The following is a 17414-nucleotide window of genomic DNA, read 5'->3' on the forward strand; positions in this document are numbered from 1 at the left end:
TTGCCGCAATGGACGATCTGGATAACGCGCTTGAATCCGAAAGTGGCTACACCGGCGCGCGTCGAATCGTCATCTTCTCGTTGCTGATGTTTGTGGCCCTGGGCGTCTGGGCATGGTTTGGCGTGCTGGATGAGGTCTCAACCGGCTCGGGGAAAGTGATCCCCAGCTCGCGCGAACAGGTATTACAGTCGCTCGACGGCGGGATCCTCACCGAGCTGAACGTTCATGAGGGCGATCAGGTGCAGGCCGGACAGGTGCTGGCGCGGCTTGATCCGACGCGTTCCGAATCGAACGTCGGTGAAAGTGCAGCGCGCTACCGCGCGTCACTGGCTTCCAGCGCACGTCTGAATGCCGAGGTGAACGATCTCCCGCTAACCTTCCCGCCTTCGCTGGCAAAATGGCCGGATCTGATTGCCGCCGAAACGCGACTCTACAACTCCCGCCGTGCGCAGCTGGATGATACCCAACGGGAGCTGCGCGCCGCGTTAGATCTCGCCAATAAAGAGCTGGCGATCACCCAAAGGCTGGTTAAAACCGGGGCCGCCAGCCATGTGGAGGTGCTGCGCCTGCAGCGACAGAAAAGTGACCTGGAGCTGAAGCTCACCGACGTGCGCTCGCAGTATTACGTTCAGGCGCGCGAAGCGTTATCCAAGGCTAACGCGGAAGTGGATATGGTTTCCGCGGTCCTTAAAGGCCGCCAGGATTCCGTCACCCGCCTGACGGTAAAATCCCCGGTACGCGGGATCGTGAAAAACATCAAAGTCACCACCATCGGCGGCGTGATCCCGCCTAACGGCGAGCTGATGGAGATTGTGCCGGTGGACGATCACCTGCTGATTGAAACCCGCCTCTCGCCGCGCGATATCGCCTTTATCCACCCGAACCAGGAGGCGCTTGTCAAAATCACCGCCTACGATTACGCCATCTACGGCGGTCTGCATGGGGTGGTAGAGACCATTTCACCGGACACCATCCAGGACGAAGCCAAGCCGGAAGTGTTCTATTACAGGGTGTTTATCCGCACCAGCCAGGATTACCTGGTCAATAAAGCGGGCAGGCACTTCTCGATTGTACCGGGCATGATTGCGACAGTGGACATCAAGACCGGCGAGAAAACGGTGCTGGATTATCTGATTAAGCCGTTTAACCGGGCGAAAGAGGCGCTGCGGGAGCGGTAGTCAATCGCCTTACCAGTCCTACACACTAAAGCTAAGGGGAATGCGGTTTTCTCCCTCTCCCTGTGGGAGAGGGTTGGGGTGAGGGCGTCAGACCGCAACACAGAAAAAATTCACCGCCGATAGGGCGTTAAAACGGGCGAAAGCATTCGATATCAGCGCTGAATTCTGGCTGAATCTGCAACAAAATGTGGAAAACCGAGGGATGAGAATCCCCCCCTAACATAACCTCCCCCGCCTTATCTGCTAAAGTAGCCCAAATTCATTTTTCAGGAAGAAATCATGCGCCAACGAACCATTGTCTGCCCCATCATCCAGAACGACGGTGCCTATCTGCTGTGTAAAATGGCCGACGATCGCGGCGTGTTTCCCGGTCAATGGGCCCTCTCCGGCGGTGGAATGGAACCGGGCGAAACCATGGAACAGGCGTTGCGCCGTGAGATCCGCGAAGAGCTGGGCGAAGCGCTGGAGATCGTCTCGGTCACGCCATGGGCTTTTCGCGATGACATCAGGGTAAAAACCTACGCCGATGGCACCACCGAGGAGATTTATATGATCTATCTGATCTTCGACTGCATGAGCGCCAACCGGGACGTCACGTTTAATGAGGAGTTTCAGGAGATCGCCTGGGTTAATCCGGAATCGTTAAAAGATCTGGATCTCAACGAAGCTACCCGCATGACCTTCGCGCAAAAGGGTCTTCTTTAATCGCCCACTGCCCCGGCGTTTTACCGGTCCATGTTCTGAAAACCTCAATGAATGCGCTGACGCTGCTGTAGCCGCAGGACAGCGCAATCCACCCTACCGGCTTCCCCGCCGCCAGCCACTCCATTGCCCGCATGACGCGAGCCAGCTGCCGCCAGTTAACGAAGTTCATTCCGCCCGACGAGGTGCGGTACGATTATACACCCCAACATACCGCGCAAATTTCCCAATAAATACGCCGGCAAACACGCCCCCGGAGACGATCGCCAGCGCGCTCATGGCGGGTTGTTGCATCGTCTGAGGCGAAACTGCGCTCATCACCCCCAGCACATACTTCACGCCAAACGCCAGCATCATAAACGGCAGCGCGGTGTAGTCTGCCTGGCGGTAAAGCGTACGCGGCGCATCTGCCCGGGTGATAACCGCCCGCTTAATCAGGAGATACCCCAGCGCGGCACCGGCGAAGATCCCCGCCGTCCACAATGCGACAGTCGCAGGGGTCAACGTGCGATAGAGCACCAGATCGTAAATATCCCACACCAGAAAGATCGCCGGGATAATGGCAAGCCTCTCCAGCGTAACGGTGGCGGGCCTGCGGGCTTTGATACCACGGGAGATGAGGAAGATAAACAACACCCACACCCAGGCGGGCGTGTGCGTAACAACACCGATCAGAAATTCAAACATGGAACTCACCATGAACGATCGCGGCCCGTGCCGCCCTGAACGCGTATTGCGCATAACGGCAGGAATGCCATTATGCGCAGGTCTTTTAAAGCGATTTCTTCAGGCGCTGCACCGCCTCTTTCAGCTGCTCATCTGTTGGTGTCACAAACGACATGCGCAGCGTGGTCTGGTCCGGCTCATTGCAGTAGAAAAACTCGCCCGGGACAAATACCACGCCGTTGCTTAACGTCTTTTCCAGCCAGCGGGTGGTATTCATACCGTTGTTCATTTTCGCCCACAGGAACATGCCGCCTTTAGGCTTGTGGAACGACATCACATCACCCAGCTCCGCTTCCAGTTCGGTGGCGAAGGTCTGGTATTTCTGGCGATAAGCTTCGCGGATCATCTTAATCTGCCCGGCCAGGCGACCGGTTTTCAGGTACTCATACGTCATTAACTGCGACAGCGTGCTGGTGTGCAGATCGGTGGTTTGCTTAAGGTTCACCACCGCACGCTTCAGCCACTCCGGCACCAGCACCCAGCCTACGCGGGTGCCCGGCGCGAGTATTTTAGAGAAGGTTGAGGTGTAGACCACGTTCTCTTCGTTACCGATATCTTTGGCATGGGCAATTAACGGGCGGAAGACCTCATCGGTGTAGTTAATTTCGCTGTACGGGTCGTCTTCAATAATGACGAAATCATAGCGTTTCGATAATTCCACCAGCTGTTTACGACGCGCTTCAGAGAGCGTCACGCCGCCCGGGTTACCAAAGGTCGGGACGATATAAACCGCTTTGATGGTTTTCTTTGCCACCAGCGCCTCAAGTTCGTCGACCTTCATGCCGTCGCCGTCGGTGCCGACGGATTCAAAATTCGCCTGCGCCAGGCCGAAAACCTGCAGCGCGGCAAGATAGGTTGGACGCTCGACGACGACGGTATCGCCTGGGTTAATTAATGCACGCGCCAGCACGTCGAGAGACTGCTGCGAACCGGACGTCACCACCACGTCATCGGCTTTACAGGCAATGCCACGTCCTTCACAGATGCGTTGGATCTCTTCCCGCAGTCCCGGAAAACCTTCGGTCAGACCATACTGAAACGCCTCGCCAAAATGTTGCGATAAGACGGCATCCGCGGCTATTTTAAGCCCTTCGTGATCGAACAAATCGGGGTTCGGAATCCCTCCGCCCAGCGAAATCACGCCAGCCATTTTGCTATGTTTTAATAATTCACGGATGGCAGATGATTGCAGGCCCTGCGCGCTGCTGGCGAGTTTGTTTGCAGACATTCTTTGATTACCTTCTTTTTTTATATTGTGCCCAATCTTAGCAGAATATGAGCGATAAATTCCGTTAGCTTCGGAAGAGGACGTAAATCCTGGCGCCACAATAAATGCACCGGCCTCGGCGCGGGGGTGAACGGCTCCAGTACCCGAATCAGCCTGCCGCTTGCCAGCTCTTCCGCCACCAGCACTTCCGGTTGTAGCAACAGCCCCGCCCCTGCGCGTGCCGCCATACGCAGGCCATAGCCGTCGTTACATCTTAAGATGGCATCACGCTTCCAGCGTACTTCCCCTTCCACGCCCGGTAGCCGCCACTCGTTACGCGCGGTCCATACCGTGTGCGAAAGACACAGATGATCCACCAGATCGGCAGGCGTTTGCGGCGTACCGTGTCGCGCTAAATAGTCCGGTGCGGCGCAGATCACCATGTTGTAGGGGCACAAATATTTCGCCACCAGATCGTCATTGCGAATATCACCAATGCGAATGGCCAAATCGACCCCCTCCTCCACCAGATCGACCATTCGGTTAGTCAGATCCAGTTCGATGCGCACCTGCGGGTAACGTTGTAAAAAGGTGGCGGTGAGCGGGGCGATCACGCAGCCGCCAAACGACGTAGGCGCCGTGACGCGCAGGGTTCCGGCCGGTGTGGCACGCAGGCGTTCAACCGCGTTTTCGGCGATTGAGACCTGCTCCAGCACCCGTCTGGCTTCTTCAAAATAGACGCGGCCCGCATCCGTCAGGCTCTGACGACGCGTGTTACGCTCAAGCAGGCGGGTGCCAAGCTGGGACTCCAGCAACGCAATATACTTTCCCACCATGACCGCCGACATCTCAAGGCGGGAGGCCGCGCCGGTAAAGCTGCCGCTTTCTACCACCGCGATAAACGTCTCCATGCCGCGAAGCTTATCCATATTCCGAACCTCTGATTAGCAATCTTCTAACTTTAGCCCAGTTTATCTGACTTTTTATTTATTAAAGAATGAAGGCTCACACATAAGGAGTCTGCTATGAAAATCGTGATTATTGGTGCCAGTGGTACGGTCGGTCAGGCAGTAACAGAAGCGCTAAGCCGCCGTCATGAGGTGATCCGCGTGGGTCGTACCCAGGGCGACTATCAGGTGGATATCACCTCGCAGGAGAGCGTGCAGGCGCTGTTCGAGAAAATTGGCCGGGTGGATGCCATTGTCTCCGCCAGCGGTGGCCTCTACTTTGGCCCGCTTGCGACCATGAAAGACAGCGACTTTAATCAGGGCCTGCAGGATAAACTTCTGGGGCAGGTGCGCCTTGCGCTAATCGGCCAGCACTATCTGAACGAAGGGGGCTCTATCACCCTGATTAGCGGCATTGTGGCGCACGAGCCGATTGCCCAGGGAGTAAACGCCACCACCGTGAATGCCGCACTGGAAGGGTTTGTTCGCGCCGCAGCCTGTGAGCTGCCGCGCGGGATCCGCATTAACCTGATTAGCCCGACGGTCCTGACGGAATCCGCTGAAGCGTACGACGGTTTCTTCCCCGGCTTTGAGAGCGTCCCCGCTGCAACCGTGGCGCAGGCCTATCGCCGCAGCGTGGAAGGGGTACAGAGCGGTCGGGTGTATAAGGTTGGTTACTGAGCCTTACGGGCGGCGATCAGCACCAGCATCGGGCGCTCTGCCTCTTCGGCCAGCGCGGGCCAGGCCGCAATTTGCCCCTGCGTTGGCCCCCATTCGTTGACTTCGCTTATCGTTAATCCGGCCTTGATCAGCGCGTTGAGCGTGGTGCCCAGCGTACGGTGATACTTGATGACCCCGTCCGCCAGCCAGTTGCTGACGCGCTGGCTCTCGTCCTGATAATGATTCACGCCCCAGAACCGCTCGCCGTTGTCGTCGGTCAGCCAGCCCTGGCGGGTGGCGCAGGTGTAAATGGGGTGCTCCATCGAGAAGACCAGGCTGCCACCGGGTTTAAGCGCGCGCTGAACGTTGGCGAATAACGTATCCAGTTCCGGCAGGTAGTGCAGTGCCAGCGAGCTGTAGACCAGGTCCAGGCTGTTATCTTTGAGCGCCAGCGACTCCAGATCGCTACGCTGATAATGAATCTGTGGGTCAGCGGTAAGCTCCGCAGCCCGGGCGAGCATCTTTTCTGAGATATCAACACCCGTGATGTCAGATGCACCCAGGTCGCGCGCAGCGCGACAAAACCAGCCGTAGCCGCAGCCGAGATCGATAACCGATTTGCCGGTTAAATCGGGCAGCATGCTTTTTAGCGCCGGCCACTCCGGCGCACCGTCCAGCCCCTGCACCGAGCGCGGAAGCTGGGCGTAGCCTTCGAAAAACGCCGGGTTGTCGTAGATATTTTGTGCCATGGCAGATCCCTCTTTAAGAATGTGACTCCCAGTATAAAACATTGCCGGGTGGCGCTGCGCTTACCCGGCCTATGATTTGAGGGTTTCAGTAGGCCGGGTAAGGCGAAGCCGTCACCCGGCTCGCCTCTAGCCCACAGTACCCCAGACCAGATTTCCCTTATGGAACGTCGCGGTACGCGGTGAAATCCGCGCCACGGCTTCGGCGGAGCACGAGGCATCCACCAGCACAAAGCTGGCATCGTCCTGCGCTTTCGGCCACACCCGTTCGCCTTTGTCGTTCAGCGGCAGAACGTCACCGGTCGCGATACCGAGCGCCCGGGAAAGCGTCTGCTCGTTCGGGCGAATGTACAGCTGCGCGTAAAGATTGGCTTTTTCCAGCATATCTCCCAGGCCGTACGGCGACCAGTGGTCGATCACGCTGTCGGTGCCGGTCATGACAAACACGCCCTTATCACGCAGCTGTTTCAGCGGCATATGGAGGGCACCAATCGGCACGGTAGAGGCGATGGTCACCTGCTGCGCCGCCATACGGGTCGCAATCGCATCCACCTCCTGCTCGTTAAGCGTCGCCAGCGCGAAGGCGTGGCTGATAGTCAGCTTGCCCTTCAGCTCCGGCGTTTTCTCCACCGTTTCCACCATGTAATTCACCGCCGCCACGCCCGCCGGGCTGGTTTCATGCAGGTGAATATCCACCCCTTTGTCGTAATCCAGCGCTATCTGGAACATCAGATCGAGAGATTTCTCCATCGCGCCGTCGACGTTCGTCGGGTCCAGCCCGCCCACGTAGTGCGCACCGGCCTGCATCGCGTCGCGCATCAGTTTTTCAGAATGGGAAAGTAGCAGTCCGTGCTGTGGAAACGCGACAATTTCACAGTCAAAGCCAGGCTGGCGGCGCGATAACACCGCCTGCAGATTTTCCAGGTTTTTCAGGCCGGAAACCGGCTCAATGTTGCAGTGGCTGCGGGCGATGGTGGAACCTTTCGACTGGATCAGGTCGATAAGTGCCTCCGCGCGTTCCTGGGTGTAGGGCTGCAGTTCCGGCAGCAGCTTCTGCTCAAGGCGGATCATGTCCTGAATCGTGGTCCCCGCCGGGCGGTTCAGGGAGCGCCACGGACCGCCGTAGAAGGTTTTATCCAGATGGATGTGCATGTCGCGCATCGCCGGGAGCATCAGTTTTTTACCCGCGTCATAGTGAGGCAGAGACGCGTCGGCGTGGCTAATGTTATCGCGCAGGGCGACGATCTTGCCGTCTTTAATCTCCAGCGTTTTCAGCTCGGTGCGAGTGCTCGTCGCCACGCTGCCGTCGAAAGTAAACCCGGCTTCGAGCAGCACGTTGTCCAGATAGTAATGCTTCGCGGTGATGTTCATCGGTTTACCGGTCTCGCAGGCGGGCGCAGCGGTATCCGCAGCATACGCGACGGAGCCGGTGGCACCAAACAGCGCGCAGGCGGTGACCATTTTGCCGCTCTGGCTGATAAATTCGCGGCGGCTTTTATTATCATTCATCTTATTTTCCTTCATTCACAATATGGGTACCGGTTTCCCCGCGCAGTGCCGCGGGCAGACAGTCCGGGGAGGTGATAATCACTCGCCTACCGCCGTGGTGTAAAAATTCCAGCGAGGCCACGATTTTGGGCAACATGCTCCCTGCCGGGAAATGGCCTTCCTCCATGTAGCGCGTCATCTGCGCCACGTTGACGGTATCCAGCGCCTGCTGGTTCGGCTTGCCGAAGTGAATGCACACCTTCTCCACACCGGTGGTGATAACCAGCACGTCGGCGCGGATCTCCCGAGCCAGCAGCGCGGTGGAGAGATCTTTATCTATTACCGCGTCGACGCTGCGGTAGTCGCCCTGCTCCGAGCGCACGACGGGAATTCCTCCACCGCCCGCGCCGATCACCACAAAACCTTTTTGCGTCAGCGCCTTGATGGCATCTGCCTCTACGATGCGCAGCGGCTGCGGCGAGGCCACGACGCGGCGATAGCCGCGGCCTGAATCCTCGACAAAATGCCAGTCCGGGTGCGCCTGCTGCAGATCATTGCGCTGCGCCTCGCTGAAGAAAGCGCCAATCGGTTTCGTCGGGTGCGTAAAGCCGGGATCGTCTTTATCCACTTCGACCTGGGTGACGACCGTGACCGCTTTTTGCTCCCCGCGCCCCGCCAGACGGTTGTTAAGCGCCTGCTGCATCAGGTAGCCGATACCGCCCTGGGTATCCGCGACGCAGTTTGCCAGCGGCGTCAGCGGGAGCCCTTCCCGTTCGTGAGCGATTTCGGCCCGGCGCAGATCCAGCCCCACCTGGGGACCGTTGCCGTGGGTGAGCACGATGTCATAGTCGGAGGCCAGCATCTCGAGCACGGACTCTGCCACCGCTTTGACCGCCTGCGCCTGATGCTCAACCGACTGGCTGGCGTTGTCTTTGATAATGCTGTTGCCGCCGATGGCGACGACCATAAGCTCTTTCATACGTTTTCCTTCGCAACGGTACCAGTCGCAGCGCTCGCCGCTTCGCGGCTATCCAGCACATGCTTCACCACAAACATGCCGCCCATCATCAGGTAGGCCGTAACGAACATCAGCGAACTGCCTTCGGCAAAGCCCACCACCGGGGCGTGGATCACCCCAAACAGTGCCAGCAGCGCCCCACCCGCGGCCGCAACGGCCCCGCGCAGCGGCTTGTTGATGATAGCGAAGATAGCGATACAGCCCCACAGCATGCTGGCAAGCGGCGCGCCGTTGCCGAGATGCATCAACCCTTCGTAGTAAATCCCTTTGCTGTGCAGCACGTCGGTGCCGATTTTCGCTGCGCTGGTCCCTGCCGCATTCATCACGCTGTTCATCATGGTGAGCGCCCAGTTGGCGATCCACGGGAACAGGCAGATGAAGATGACGGGCACCTCCACTTTCGGCGTTTCCCGCACCACCTGGTTAGCGGTAACGACGCCGATAAACACCAGAATGGGCACGATGGCAGTCATCGGAATGATGGCGAGCATAAACGCCCCCAGCCCGAACAGCGGCACGATGAACATGGTCACCCCGGAAGCCAGCGTGTAGCCAATGCTGGCCCCCATCGCTTTCCAGCCCGGGTGGCCGACGTAGACCGTGACCGGGAACGGGTTACCCATCAGGCAGCCCAGCATCGACGCCAGACCGTTCGCCAGCATCACCTTACGGGTCGGGTACTCATCCCCCGCCGCGTGGGCGCTTTCGATGTTCTCCAGGTCAAAGATATAGTTCGCCAGCCCCAGCGGCACGGCGGATGCCAGATACGGCAGCGCGTGCGGCAGCCCCTGCATAAAGCTGTCGACGTGCACTTCCGGCGGGTTAAAGCCGAAGGATGACATAGACGCCTTAATGGCTTCCGGGCTTTGCAGCCCCGAGATCCACGCTAATGCCGTACCGGCAATCAGCAACAGCAGACCGGTCGGGATTTTGGCGAAAATCGGCTTTTTGCCGAACCAGTTGATAAAAATCAGCAGCAGTACGATGAATGACACGGTCGGCGCTTCAAACGCCTGCAGCATCGGGTTCATCGCCAGCAGCAGCAGGCCTAAACCGGAGAGACACGACAGCAGCACGGTGCGCGGGATCATCTTGCGGATGGTCTCCCCGAGGAACGAACCGCCCGCGAGGATCATTGCTTCCACAAAGCACCACACCAGACCGATCTGAATCGCGAAATCCGCATCCCCGGTCTGCTGGTAGACGGGCATGAGGACCAGGAAGGTCACGGTAAAAATCGACGGCGCGCTCGGGCCGGACGGCAGCGCCGTCACGTCCGTGCGCCCGGTGGCACGGGCCATCTGCAGGCCAAACCAGGCATAACAGATGCTCGCCACCAGCACCGCCAGCCCGAAGGCTGGTGCGATGCGTCCATAAACAATCTCCTTCGGGATGCCGACGACAAAAATGAGCAGCCCCATCATGGTCAGCAAATTGGTCAGGTTGTTGGTCATCAACCCGAAATAAGCCGCCCAGTCACCTCTTTTCCACTCCAGTTTCATGTTTTTCATGGATGCATGCCTTATAAAACGTAGCGATCGCGGAAGGTCAACAGCGCCTTTTCAAAACAGCTGAACGGCGGGTGAACGATGCCCGCCCCAATCATGCCGATACCGGCGTCCTTGTGGGCAATGGCGGTATTAATGACCGGCAAAATGCCGCTGCCTGCCACTTTGGTGATGTCGATGGCAGTCGGGATGCCCATAAAAGAGAGCAGCGGAATGGTGACGTTCGGGTTTTCGCCGAGGGTGATTTCGCGCATCTGCCGGGAGAAGTCGATGGCTTCTTCCACCGTGCCGCCCACCAGCGCCACAATCGCCGGCGCCGTCGCCATGGCAAAACCGCCGATGCCGTAGGTTTCCGTAATTGCGCTGTCGCCGATATCCAGCCCGCAGTCTTCCGGCTTATAGCCCGCAAACATCGGGCCAATGACCTGCTGCGCCGGGCCGGTGAACCATTGCCCCGGCAGGCCGGAGACACGCAGACCGAACTCGTAGCCGTTGCGCGCCATGGTGGTGACAACGGTGCTGTACTCAATGCCGTGGGCGGCGTCCAGCGCGGCTTTGCACATTGCCATCCACGTTGGGCCGGAGAAGTAGTCGCTGCTGGCGACAAACTCGAACACCTCACGCTGCTGCTCAACAGGATAACCCGCCTGGATCAGACCCGGCGTCAGGGCCTGGATCAGCAGCGTGGTGCCCGCGTTGTTGCGGTTGTGGCACTCGTCGCCCATGTGCAGCGCCTGGGCCAGCATCAGACGAAGATCGATTTCACCGACGATCTTCATCGCGTCGCGCAGCATCGGGCCGAGCACGTCGCGCATCCAGTTCAGGCGGTCAATCACGCTCTGGTCGTTGGCGCCCATGCGCAGGATCTTCGCCATCTGCTCGCTGAGGTTGGTGAACGCGCGGTTGCCGTAGGTTTTGTTCTCAACGATGTGCATAAACATCGACGCGGAGGTGACGCCCGCCATCGAGCCCACGCAGTCGTGCTCGTGGCACGGCGAGAAGGTGATTTCCCCTGAAGCGGCGAGCCTTGCAGCCTCCTCCAGATCCGCCGCCAGCCCCTCGAACACCAGCGCGCCGGTGACCGCCCCTTTCATCGCCCCGCACATGTTTTCCCACGAGACAGGCGGACCGGCGTGAAGGATGGTGGTGCGGGTCATGCCCGGCACGACGTTAATCGCCTGGTCATAGCCCACCAGCACCGGGTGGGACTGAATAATGCGCTCAAGCGCGATGTGGTTAGCGGCGGCAATTTTCTCCGCCAGCGATTTTTCGGCCAGTTGATCGAGCGCCTCAACGATCTGCATGTTACCCTGCCCTGGCGGCGTCCAGTCGAGCTGGGTCACGGGAACGTGCTGTTTTTTGAGGTCGTCGCTGAACATCGCGATACCGACGTTAATCACGTTCAGCGGCTGGTTAAATAAGGTGGTCATTATGCGTTCTCCCCTTTGCAGACAAATTCGCGAGCCAGTAATCCGGTATTGGTGCTGCTGCTGGCCCAGATGACGCCCGCATCGGTCAGGAGCTGGCACTGCTGAGCAAGCTTCTGCGGATCCTGGTCGGTACCAAGCACATAGCCTAAGATCGCCAGCGGACGGCTGTCGGCCTTCGCGATCGCCTGCGCCTCTTTGATCGCGTCGAGCATCACGCCAACCGGATCCTCATGCGCGCCAAACCCGAGCACAAAATCCATCACGATGACCCCCACCTGCGGATCGCGCGCCTCCTGCAGCAGGCGGCTGATGCGGTTGGTCGGGTCGATCATCGGGTGCGGTTTGCCGTTGGTGAAATCATCATCGCCAAAGTCGAGGAAGGTATGGGCCTGGCTGACGTTGATGTCGCTCAGACGCTTCGCCGGATCCGGCTGGATGTTGCTGTAGACGTCGTCGTACTTCTCCAGCGCCGCAAACATCGCTTCGTCGCACAGGGTCCCACCGCAGAAGAGCCCACGAATGTATTTTTGCTGCGGGGTCAGGCGGGCGCGCACCTCTTCAATCAGCGGCCAGTTGAGCGGGTGCAAATCCAGAGACGCTTTGTCGATGCCGGTAAGGAGTACCGCTTTCAGGGCTGCCTCTTTGGTGGCTCGGGCAAACTGCAGGCCGTCTTCATCAGCGGGCGGTACGTTGCGGCCGAGGAAACACACGACGACGGGCTTGCGGCAGGCGCGGGCGCGGGCGAGGACTTTTTCAGCCACCGCGGGTGCGGGTGGCTTGGAGATGAGGGCAATCACCTGGGTGCCTTCATCGGCCTCCAGCATGTCGATGGCGTCGAGCATCATCAGGCCGCCGATTTTCTCGCTGAGATCGCGCCCGCCGGTGCCAATCAGCTGCGACACACCGCCGCCGAATTCATGAATGCGCACGCTGAGTTCCTGGCTGCCGGTCCCGGATGCGCCGACAATCCCAATCGTCCCGCGACGTACCGCGTTAGCGAAGCACAGCCCCGCGCCGTTGATAATGGCGGTGCCGCAGTCCGGCCCCATCATCAGCAGCCCTTTCTGGTGGGCCAGCTGCTTCAGCGCCAGCTCGTCATCGAGCGACACGTTATCGGAAAAGAGCATGACGTTAAGATCGTTTTCCAGCGCCTGACGTGCTTCGCGGGCGGCGAAGGTGCCGTTGACGGAGATCACCGCAAGATTACTGTCCGGGCGATGGGTTTTGGCACTGGCAATCGTGGCGTAGCGCGCTTCGTGGGAGCCGGCACGCTCTTTGCGCGTGAATAACGCTTCGATGGCCGCCAGCGTTTCATCATTCGCCGCATCGCCTTTAATAACGATCATCAGATCGCCGTTTTTCGCGTTTTCTAATTCCGGCGTCAGCAGTCCAAGGTTTTTTAATACGCCTTTATTCATCTCCGTCGCCATCGCCACAAAGGCCTGTTCAACCCCCGGCAATTTATTGGCTTTAGTGGAAACGGACATTAATGAGACGGAGTCAAAATAAGTGTTCTTTTTAATCACGATTTTCGTTGGCATTATTTGCACCTGATTTCGGATAAAAGGGGGCCGCCGTCGTGCAAAATGCACGTCGGTAAAAATGCTTTTTTATTAAGCGGCCAGCCGGAACAGGCTGACCGTCGTCTTTACGCGCCGGCCGCCAGCAGCAGGTCGGCGATCGCGTGGTAGCCTTTTTCCCGCGCCAGCTCGAGCGGGGTTTTACCGTATTTATCGGTCATGTGCGGGTTCGCGCCGTTATCCAGTAACAGCTTCACAATTTCCTGCTGTTTCTCGCCGCCGTCATTCAACACGATGGCCTCCAGCAGCGGCGTCCAGCCGACAAAGTTGGTGTGGTTGACGTTAATATCGGTTTTTGCCAACAGCTCGCGCACAATTTCAACGTGGCCTTTCTCACTGGCCGGGGTAATCCCCACGCCACCGAAGCGCGTCAGGCGATCCAGGTCCGGATTTGCCGTAAGAACGATGCGCAGTAACGTTAAATCATTGGTCAGGCAGCTAATCAGGAAGGGGTTAAAACAGGTCTGGTCCTGTTTATCAATATCCGCACCGGCTGCAATTAAAAATTCCACACAGGCATAATGCTTTTTCAGGCTGGCAATAATAATGGCGGTTCTTTTCTGGCGGTTGGTGGCGTTAATATCCACGCCTTTCTCCAGACAGGCTTTTAGCGCGTCAACGTTCCCCTCTTCTGCCGCCAGCAGAAATTCCGTCACCAGTGCAGTTGCAGACATATTCAGACTCCCTATGTTTCATTTCTGATGACCTGAGAATAGCAACAGCCTGGTGATAAAAGAATCCGCTTAAAATTCATTCATCGACAGGCAATTCATTGTTGAGTTAAATTCAACGGTTCAGCTAAAACGTGCGTCTGTGCAACCTTTTTCTTATGTTTTACCGCTTTTTAGCGCCTCAGGCTGCATTATCCTTATGGCTGAAAAAGCCTTGTACCGCGCGGCCCTGAGCAAATAGTCAGAACTGTGACCGGCTTCAAATGTGATGTAACAGCGCTGTTAAAATATGTTCAAAACTGATGGCAACCAGGAGCCGTAATATGAATTCCATCTTTACCGAAGAGAACCTGCTGGCCTTCACCACTGCGGCACGTTTTGGCAGTTTCAGCAAAGCCGCCGCCGAGCTGGGCGTGACCACCTCGGCCATCAGTTACACCATTAAACGCATGGAGACCGGGCTGGACGTGGTGTTGTTTGTGCGTAACACGCGCAGCATTGAGCTGACCGAATCTGGCTTTTACTTTTACCGCAAGGCAACCGACCTGCTGAACGACTTTCACGCCATCAAGCGCGGAATTGATACCATTTCGCAGGGCATTGAGGCGCGGGTGCGTATCTGTATCAATCAGCTTTTGTATACTCCACGCCATACTGCACGCCTGCTGCAGGTGCTGAAAAAGCAGTTTCCCACCTGCCAGATCACGGTGACCACCGAGGTGTATAACGGCGTCTGGGATTCCATCATCAACAACCAGGCTAATATCGCGATTGGTGCGCCGGACACCCTGCTCGACGGCGGCGGCATTGATTACACCGAGATTGGCGCCATCCGCTGGGTATTTGCTATCGCACCGGAACATCCGCTGGCCTTTGTCCCCGAGCCGATTGCGGAGAGCCAGCTGCGGCTATATCCCAACATCATGGTGGAAGATACCGCGCACACCATTAATAAGAAGGTCGGCTGGCTGCTGCACGGGCAGGAGGCGATTCTGGTGCCGGATTTCAACACCAAGTGCCAGTGTCAGATTCTGGGAGAAGGGATTGGCTTTTTGCCGGAATACATGGCCCGCGAGGCGGTAGAAGACGGGCTACTGGTCACCCGACGCATCAACAATCCGCGTCAGGATTCCCGCATGCTGCTTGCCACACAACATGCGGCGACCGGCCAGGTCACTCGCTGGATCAAACAACAGTTTGGTCCAGCGGGCGTGCTGACGAACATCTATAGCGATTTACTCTGGCGGGCTTAGCTTTTGGTTTGAACCCAAAACGCGTGGATAAGACCGGGAATGTAACCCAGCAAGGTCAAAAGAATATTCAGGATAAACGCCCAGCCAAACCCCTTACCGAGCAGCACGCCCAGCGGAGGAAGAATAATCGTAAAGACAATACGCCAAAAACCCATAAGCACTCCGTACAAGCTAACCAGTTGAAAATAAATAAGAGTATGACTCTAAGCGTAGCCAGTTTATCGGCTTCTGCCATCCAGACCCGTCCCATTTACCCTCTTTTACGCTTTTGGCAGTGGTGTAACGCACCGGGATAGTTTAGTATTTACTTAATTAAGGAAACACTAAACTAAAATGACTGAACTCGAACAACTCCAGGCCAGCGCTGAGCAGGCCGCCGCCCTGTTGAAAGCGATGAGTAATCCACGTCGGCTGCTGATCCTCTGCACATTATGCGGAGCTCCCGGCACCCGTGCGGGCGACCTGGCGCGTGCCACCGGGCTGAGTCCTTCCGCCACGTCGCAGCATCTGGCGCGTATGCGTGAGGAAGGGCTTATCGACAGCACCCGTGAGGCGCAGCGCATTCTTTATTTCATTAAAAACGATGCGGTGCTTCAGCTCATCAGCACACTGAAAACCCTTTATTGTCCGTAAGGAGTCGCCATGTCACTTCCGCTGATTACACCGCAACAGGCCAAAGCCCGCGTGGCCGAGGGCGCCAGACTCATAGATATTCGTGATACCGACGAATATGCCCGCGAGCATATTTCCGGGGCAGAGTCAGTACCGCTAGCCACCTTACCCGGCGGACTTAACGCACGGGCGGGTGAAATAGTGCTTTTTCACTGTCAGTCCGGTGCCAGGACGTCCGGGAATGCTGACCGCCTGGCCCAGGCGGCGTCACCCGCTCAGGCATTTGTGGTCGAGGGGGGCATTCAGGGCTGGAAGCAGGCCGGGCTGCTGACCGTTGAAGATAAATCCCAGCCTCTCCCGCTGATGCGTCAGGTGCAAATCGCGGCCGGGCTGTTGATTCTCTGCGGCGTGGTGCTGGGCTATAGCGTCTCCAGCGGCTTTTTCCTGCTCAGCGGTTTTGTGGGCGCCGGGCTGCTGTTCGCTGGTGTAACGGGATTTTGCGGTATGGCGAGACTGCTCAAGGTGATGCCATGGAACCGGCGTACCTCATAAGCAGTAATCTGTGAAAGTCACTGTACCCGGCGTCATACGTGGGCTAAGGTGAAGATCGCTTAAACGATGAGGAGGTAATATGTTTTCTGTCGGTGATTATGTGCAACCGCGTAAAGGCGGCCCGAAGCTGAAAGTGCTCGAAGTGAATGGTGAAAGCGTTGTGGCGGTTCAGGCCAGTAATGAACAAGGCGAAAAATATACCCTGAAAGCGGCCGATCTGGCGCCGTATAGTGAAGAAGGTGATTTTGGCGTCTGCTGAACAGACAACCGGGCGGCGATTACCGCCCGGCTCACGCATTAGATCAGAAAATCATCCAGCGATTTACCCTCTGCCAGCGCGCTGGCAATAGGCTTCGGCGTGCGGCCCTGGCCGGTCCACGTTTTCTCTTCACCGTTCTGATCAATAAAGCGATATTTCGCTTCACGCGGTTTACGCTTTTTAGTCGGTTTACCCGTCTGCGCCAGCTCGGAACCCAGCAGATCGGTCGGTGAAATACCATCGGCTTTCATCAGCTCCAGCAGGGCATTAATTTTCTCCTGCTGCTCAGCACGCTGCTGCTCTAATTCCGCCAGCTCACTGCGTTTCTCTTCAGTAACGACCCTGACCTTTTCCAGCATTTCCTCAAGAACGTCCAGGGATAATTCACGCGCCATCGCGCGCAGGGTTCGGATATTATTAAGATTCTGTAACGTCAAAGACATATTATTTGAAAACCTTTTCTTTGGGGTAAATAGATAAATCACCCACAGAATAATTCATTTTGGCCAGAATATCTACCCAAGGGTCCGCAGGGGCATCAGTGTAAATATATTTAAATATTAACGTTAATAATAACGCAGGATGCCGGCGAGCCTGGTGCGAATCTAATCACCACATCAATATAAACGGTCAACTTTAATTCAAATTACAGCATACTGCGCCGCCATCCAGACAAGGATGACTCACCCTGGCCGCCTCGAAAATCAAGTCTTTGTTTTTTATGAAAAAGAACCATAACAAGACAGATTATAACGAGCAGAACAAAAAAACACTCAATTTTAGAGAATTTTGTGGACAAAAGGCGATTAAATAAAAATTAATCACTAGTTGTTAGTTCAAACACAGAGAGATACGCTATATACGTCAAACAAAGCAA

The 17414-nt window shown here is 57.1% G+C and carries 20 protein-coding genes; 7 read left to right on the forward strand and 13 right to left on the reverse strand.

What is annotated here, in order from left to right; genetic code table 11:
- Nucleotides 1-8 precede the first annotated feature (8 nt).
- Nucleotides 9-1178, forward strand: a complete 1170-nt coding sequence (locus L3068_RS17620; RefSeq protein WP_086527819.1) for an HlyD family type I secretion periplasmic adaptor subunit — start codon at nt 9-11, stop codon at nt 1176-1178.
- Between the two features lie 279 nt (nt 1179-1457).
- Complete coding sequence (gene nudI, locus L3068_RS17625; protein WP_045269196.1) at nt 1458-1883, forward strand: nucleoside triphosphatase NudI; 426 nt, start codon at nt 1458-1460, stop codon at nt 1881-1883.
- Here nudI and L3068_RS17630 read toward each other — a convergent pair.
- The 4 genes from L3068_RS17630 to L3068_RS17645 all read right to left on the reverse strand — a co-directional run bounded on the left by L3068_RS17630 (nt 1846) and on the right by L3068_RS17645 (nt 4742).
- The gene (locus tag L3068_RS17630) at nt 1846-2052 is read right to left on the reverse strand and encodes a helix-turn-helix domain-containing protein (RefSeq protein ID WP_224955208.1); all 207 of its coding nucleotides are present in this window, start codon (nt 2050-2052) and stop codon (nt 1846-1848) included. The two genes, nudI and L3068_RS17630, sit on opposite strands and share 38 nt — an antisense overlap.
- Nucleotides 2049-2567 carry a DUF6622 family protein gene (locus tag L3068_RS17635; RefSeq protein WP_087530254.1) on the reverse strand — a complete coding sequence of 173 codons (519 nt, stop codon included), beginning with the start codon at nt 2565-2567 and terminating at the stop codon, nt 2049-2051. The genes L3068_RS17630 and L3068_RS17635 overlap by 4 nt, the downstream gene beginning before the upstream one ends.
- A gap of 85 nt (nt 2568-2652) precedes the next feature.
- Nucleotides 2653-3834 (reverse strand): aminotransferase-like domain-containing protein, encoded by a 1182-nt coding sequence (locus L3068_RS17640; RefSeq protein ID WP_014884941.1) that lies wholly within the window; start codon nt 3832-3834, stop codon nt 2653-2655.
- A gap of 20 nt (nt 3835-3854) precedes the next feature.
- Nucleotides 3855-4742: a LysR substrate-binding domain-containing protein gene (locus tag L3068_RS17645; RefSeq protein WP_014884942.1), complete on the reverse strand. Its 888-nt coding sequence runs from the start codon at nt 4740-4742 to the stop codon at nt 3855-3857.
- A gap of 96 nt (nt 4743-4838) precedes the next feature.
- On the opposite strand from L3068_RS17645, the gene L3068_RS17650 reads away from it, so the two are divergent.
- Complete coding sequence (locus L3068_RS17650) at nt 4839-5441, forward strand: short chain dehydrogenase (RefSeq protein WP_117580959.1); 603 nt, start codon at nt 4839-4841, stop codon at nt 5439-5441.
- Here L3068_RS17650 and L3068_RS17655 read toward each other — a convergent pair.
- From L3068_RS17655 to L3068_RS17685, 7 genes are all read right to left on the reverse strand, one after another.
- Nucleotides 5435-6169 carry a class I SAM-dependent methyltransferase gene (locus tag L3068_RS17655; protein ID WP_032635742.1) on the reverse strand — a complete coding sequence of 245 codons (735 nt, stop codon included), beginning with the start codon at nt 6167-6169 and terminating at the stop codon, nt 5435-5437. The genes L3068_RS17650 and L3068_RS17655 overlap by 7 nt on opposite strands.
- A 126-nt stretch (nt 6170-6295) precedes the next feature.
- Nucleotides 6296-7675, reverse strand: a complete 1380-nt coding sequence (locus L3068_RS17660) for an amidohydrolase family protein (protein WP_117580961.1) — start codon at nt 7673-7675, stop codon at nt 6296-6298.
- Between the two features lies 1 nt (nt 7676).
- Complete coding sequence (locus L3068_RS17665; RefSeq protein ID WP_214602814.1) at nt 7677-8633, reverse strand: carbamate kinase family protein; 957 nt, start codon at nt 8631-8633, stop codon at nt 7677-7679.
- Nucleotides 8630-10183 (reverse strand): hypothetical protein, encoded by a 1554-nt coding sequence (locus tag L3068_RS17670; RefSeq protein ID WP_014884947.1) that lies wholly within the window; start codon nt 10181-10183, stop codon nt 8630-8632. Before L3068_RS17670 ends, L3068_RS17665 begins: the two co-directional genes overlap by 4 nt.
- An 11-nt stretch (nt 10184-10194) precedes the next feature.
- A complete protein-coding gene (locus L3068_RS17675; protein WP_045134069.1) occupies nt 10195-11610 on the reverse strand; it encodes a YlbE family protein in 1416 nt (471 codons plus the stop codon).
- On the reverse strand, nt 11610-13151 hold the full coding sequence (gene fdrA, locus L3068_RS17680; RefSeq protein ID WP_045269192.1) for an acyl-CoA synthetase FdrA: 1542 nt from the start codon (nt 13149-13151) through the stop codon (nt 11610-11612). Before fdrA ends, L3068_RS17675 begins: the two co-directional genes overlap by 1 nt.
- 107 nt (nt 13152-13258) lie before the next feature.
- Nucleotides 13259-13864 (reverse strand): ankyrin repeat domain-containing protein, encoded by a 606-nt coding sequence (locus tag L3068_RS17685; RefSeq protein ID WP_117580963.1) that lies wholly within the window; start codon nt 13862-13864, stop codon nt 13259-13261.
- Between the two features lie 320 nt (nt 13865-14184).
- Between L3068_RS17685 and L3068_RS17690 the strand changes: the two genes are divergently transcribed.
- Nucleotides 14185-15114, forward strand: a complete 930-nt coding sequence (locus tag L3068_RS17690; RefSeq protein ID WP_014884951.1) for a LysR substrate-binding domain-containing protein — start codon at nt 14185-14187, stop codon at nt 15112-15114.
- On the opposite strand, the gene L3068_RS17695 is transcribed toward L3068_RS17690, so the two are convergent.
- On the reverse strand, nt 15111-15269 hold the full coding sequence (locus tag L3068_RS17695; protein ID WP_014884952.1) for a YqaE/Pmp3 family membrane protein: 159 nt from the start codon (nt 15267-15269) through the stop codon (nt 15111-15113). The genes L3068_RS17690 and L3068_RS17695 overlap by 4 nt on opposite strands.
- A 178-nt stretch (nt 15270-15447) precedes the next feature.
- Between L3068_RS17695 and L3068_RS17700 the strand changes: the two genes are divergently transcribed.
- The 3 genes from L3068_RS17700 to L3068_RS17710 all read left to right on the forward strand — a co-directional run bounded on the left by L3068_RS17700 (nt 15448) and on the right by L3068_RS17710 (nt 16537).
- Entirely contained in the window at nt 15448-15747 is a 300-nt protein-coding gene (locus tag L3068_RS17700; protein WP_014884953.1) for an ArsR/SmtB family transcription factor, read from the forward strand.
- Between the two features lie 9 nt (nt 15748-15756).
- On the forward strand, nt 15757-16278 hold the full coding sequence (locus L3068_RS17705; RefSeq protein ID WP_014884954.1) for a rhodanese family protein: 522 nt from the start codon (nt 15757-15759) through the stop codon (nt 16276-16278).
- Between the two features lie 79 nt (nt 16279-16357).
- Nucleotides 16358-16537, forward strand: coding sequence for a GDFGVC terminal motif YodC-like protein (locus L3068_RS17710; protein WP_014884955.1), 180 nt, complete (start codon nt 16358-16360; stop codon nt 16535-16537).
- 38 nt (nt 16538-16575) lie between these two features.
- Here L3068_RS17710 and stpA read toward each other — a convergent pair whose 3' ends face one another.
- Entirely contained in the window at nt 16576-16980 is a 405-nt protein-coding gene (stpA, locus tag L3068_RS17715) for a DNA-binding protein StpA (protein ID WP_014884956.1), read from the reverse strand.
- Nucleotides 16981-17414: the final 434 nt, after the last annotated feature.

Origin of the sequence: Enterobacter cloacae complex sp. ECL414 (assembly GCF_021869685.1) — a bacterium.
Taxonomy (GTDB): domain Bacteria; phylum Pseudomonadota; class Gammaproteobacteria; order Enterobacterales; family Enterobacteriaceae; genus Enterobacter; species Enterobacter kobei.

Coding starts and splice junctions, on each gene's coding strand:
- L3068_RS17620 (WP_086527819.1), top strand. CDS start 9: ATGGACGATCTGGATAACGCGCTTGAATCCGAAAGTGGCTACACCGGC.
- nudI (WP_045269196.1), top strand. CDS start 1,458: ATGCGCCAACGAACCATTGTCTGCCCCATCATCCAGAACGACGGTGCC.
- L3068_RS17630 (WP_224955208.1), bottom strand. CDS start 2,052: ATGAACTTCGTTAACTGGCGGCAGCTGGCTCGCGTCATGCGGGCAATG.
- L3068_RS17635 (WP_087530254.1), bottom strand. CDS start 2,567: ATGTTTGAATTTCTGATCGGTGTTGTTACGCACACGCCCGCCTGGGTG.
- L3068_RS17640 (WP_014884941.1), bottom strand. CDS start 3,834: ATGTCTGCAAACAAACTCGCCAGCAGCGCGCAGGGCCTGCAATCATCT.
- L3068_RS17645 (WP_014884942.1), bottom strand. CDS start 4,742: ATGGATAAGCTTCGCGGCATGGAGACGTTTATCGCGGTGGTAGAAAGC.
- L3068_RS17650 (WP_117580959.1), top strand. CDS start 4,839: ATGAAAATCGTGATTATTGGTGCCAGTGGTACGGTCGGTCAGGCAGTA.
- L3068_RS17655 (WP_032635742.1), bottom strand. CDS start 6,169: ATGGCACAAAATATCTACGACAACCCGGCGTTTTTCGAAGGCTACGCC.
- L3068_RS17660 (WP_117580961.1), bottom strand. CDS start 7,675: ATGAATGATAATAAAAGCCGCCGCGAATTTATCAGCCAGAGCGGCAAA.
- L3068_RS17665 (WP_214602814.1), bottom strand. CDS start 8,633: ATGAAAGAGCTTATGGTCGTCGCCATCGGCGGCAACAGCATTATCAAA.
- L3068_RS17670 (WP_014884947.1), bottom strand. CDS start 10,183: ATGAAAAACATGAAACTGGAGTGGAAAAGAGGTGACTGGGCGGCTTAT.
- L3068_RS17675 (WP_045134069.1), bottom strand. CDS start 11,610: ATGACCACCTTATTTAACCAGCCGCTGAACGTGATTAACGTCGGTATC.
- fdrA (WP_045269192.1), bottom strand. CDS start 13,151: ATGCCAACGAAAATCGTGATTAAAAAGAACACTTATTTTGACTCCGTC.
- L3068_RS17685 (WP_117580963.1), bottom strand. CDS start 13,864: ATGTCTGCAACTGCACTGGTGACGGAATTTCTGCTGGCGGCAGAAGAG.
- L3068_RS17690 (WP_014884951.1), top strand. CDS start 14,185: ATGAATTCCATCTTTACCGAAGAGAACCTGCTGGCCTTCACCACTGCG.
- L3068_RS17695 (WP_014884952.1), bottom strand. CDS start 15,269: ATGGGTTTTTGGCGTATTGTCTTTACGATTATTCTTCCTCCGCTGGGC.
- L3068_RS17700 (WP_014884953.1), top strand. CDS start 15,448: ATGACTGAACTCGAACAACTCCAGGCCAGCGCTGAGCAGGCCGCCGCC.
- L3068_RS17705 (WP_014884954.1), top strand. CDS start 15,757: ATGTCACTTCCGCTGATTACACCGCAACAGGCCAAAGCCCGCGTGGCC.
- L3068_RS17710 (WP_014884955.1), top strand. CDS start 16,358: ATGTTTTCTGTCGGTGATTATGTGCAACCGCGTAAAGGCGGCCCGAAG.
- stpA (WP_014884956.1), bottom strand. CDS start 16,980: ATGTCTTTGACGTTACAGAATCTTAATAATATCCGAACCCTGCGCGCG.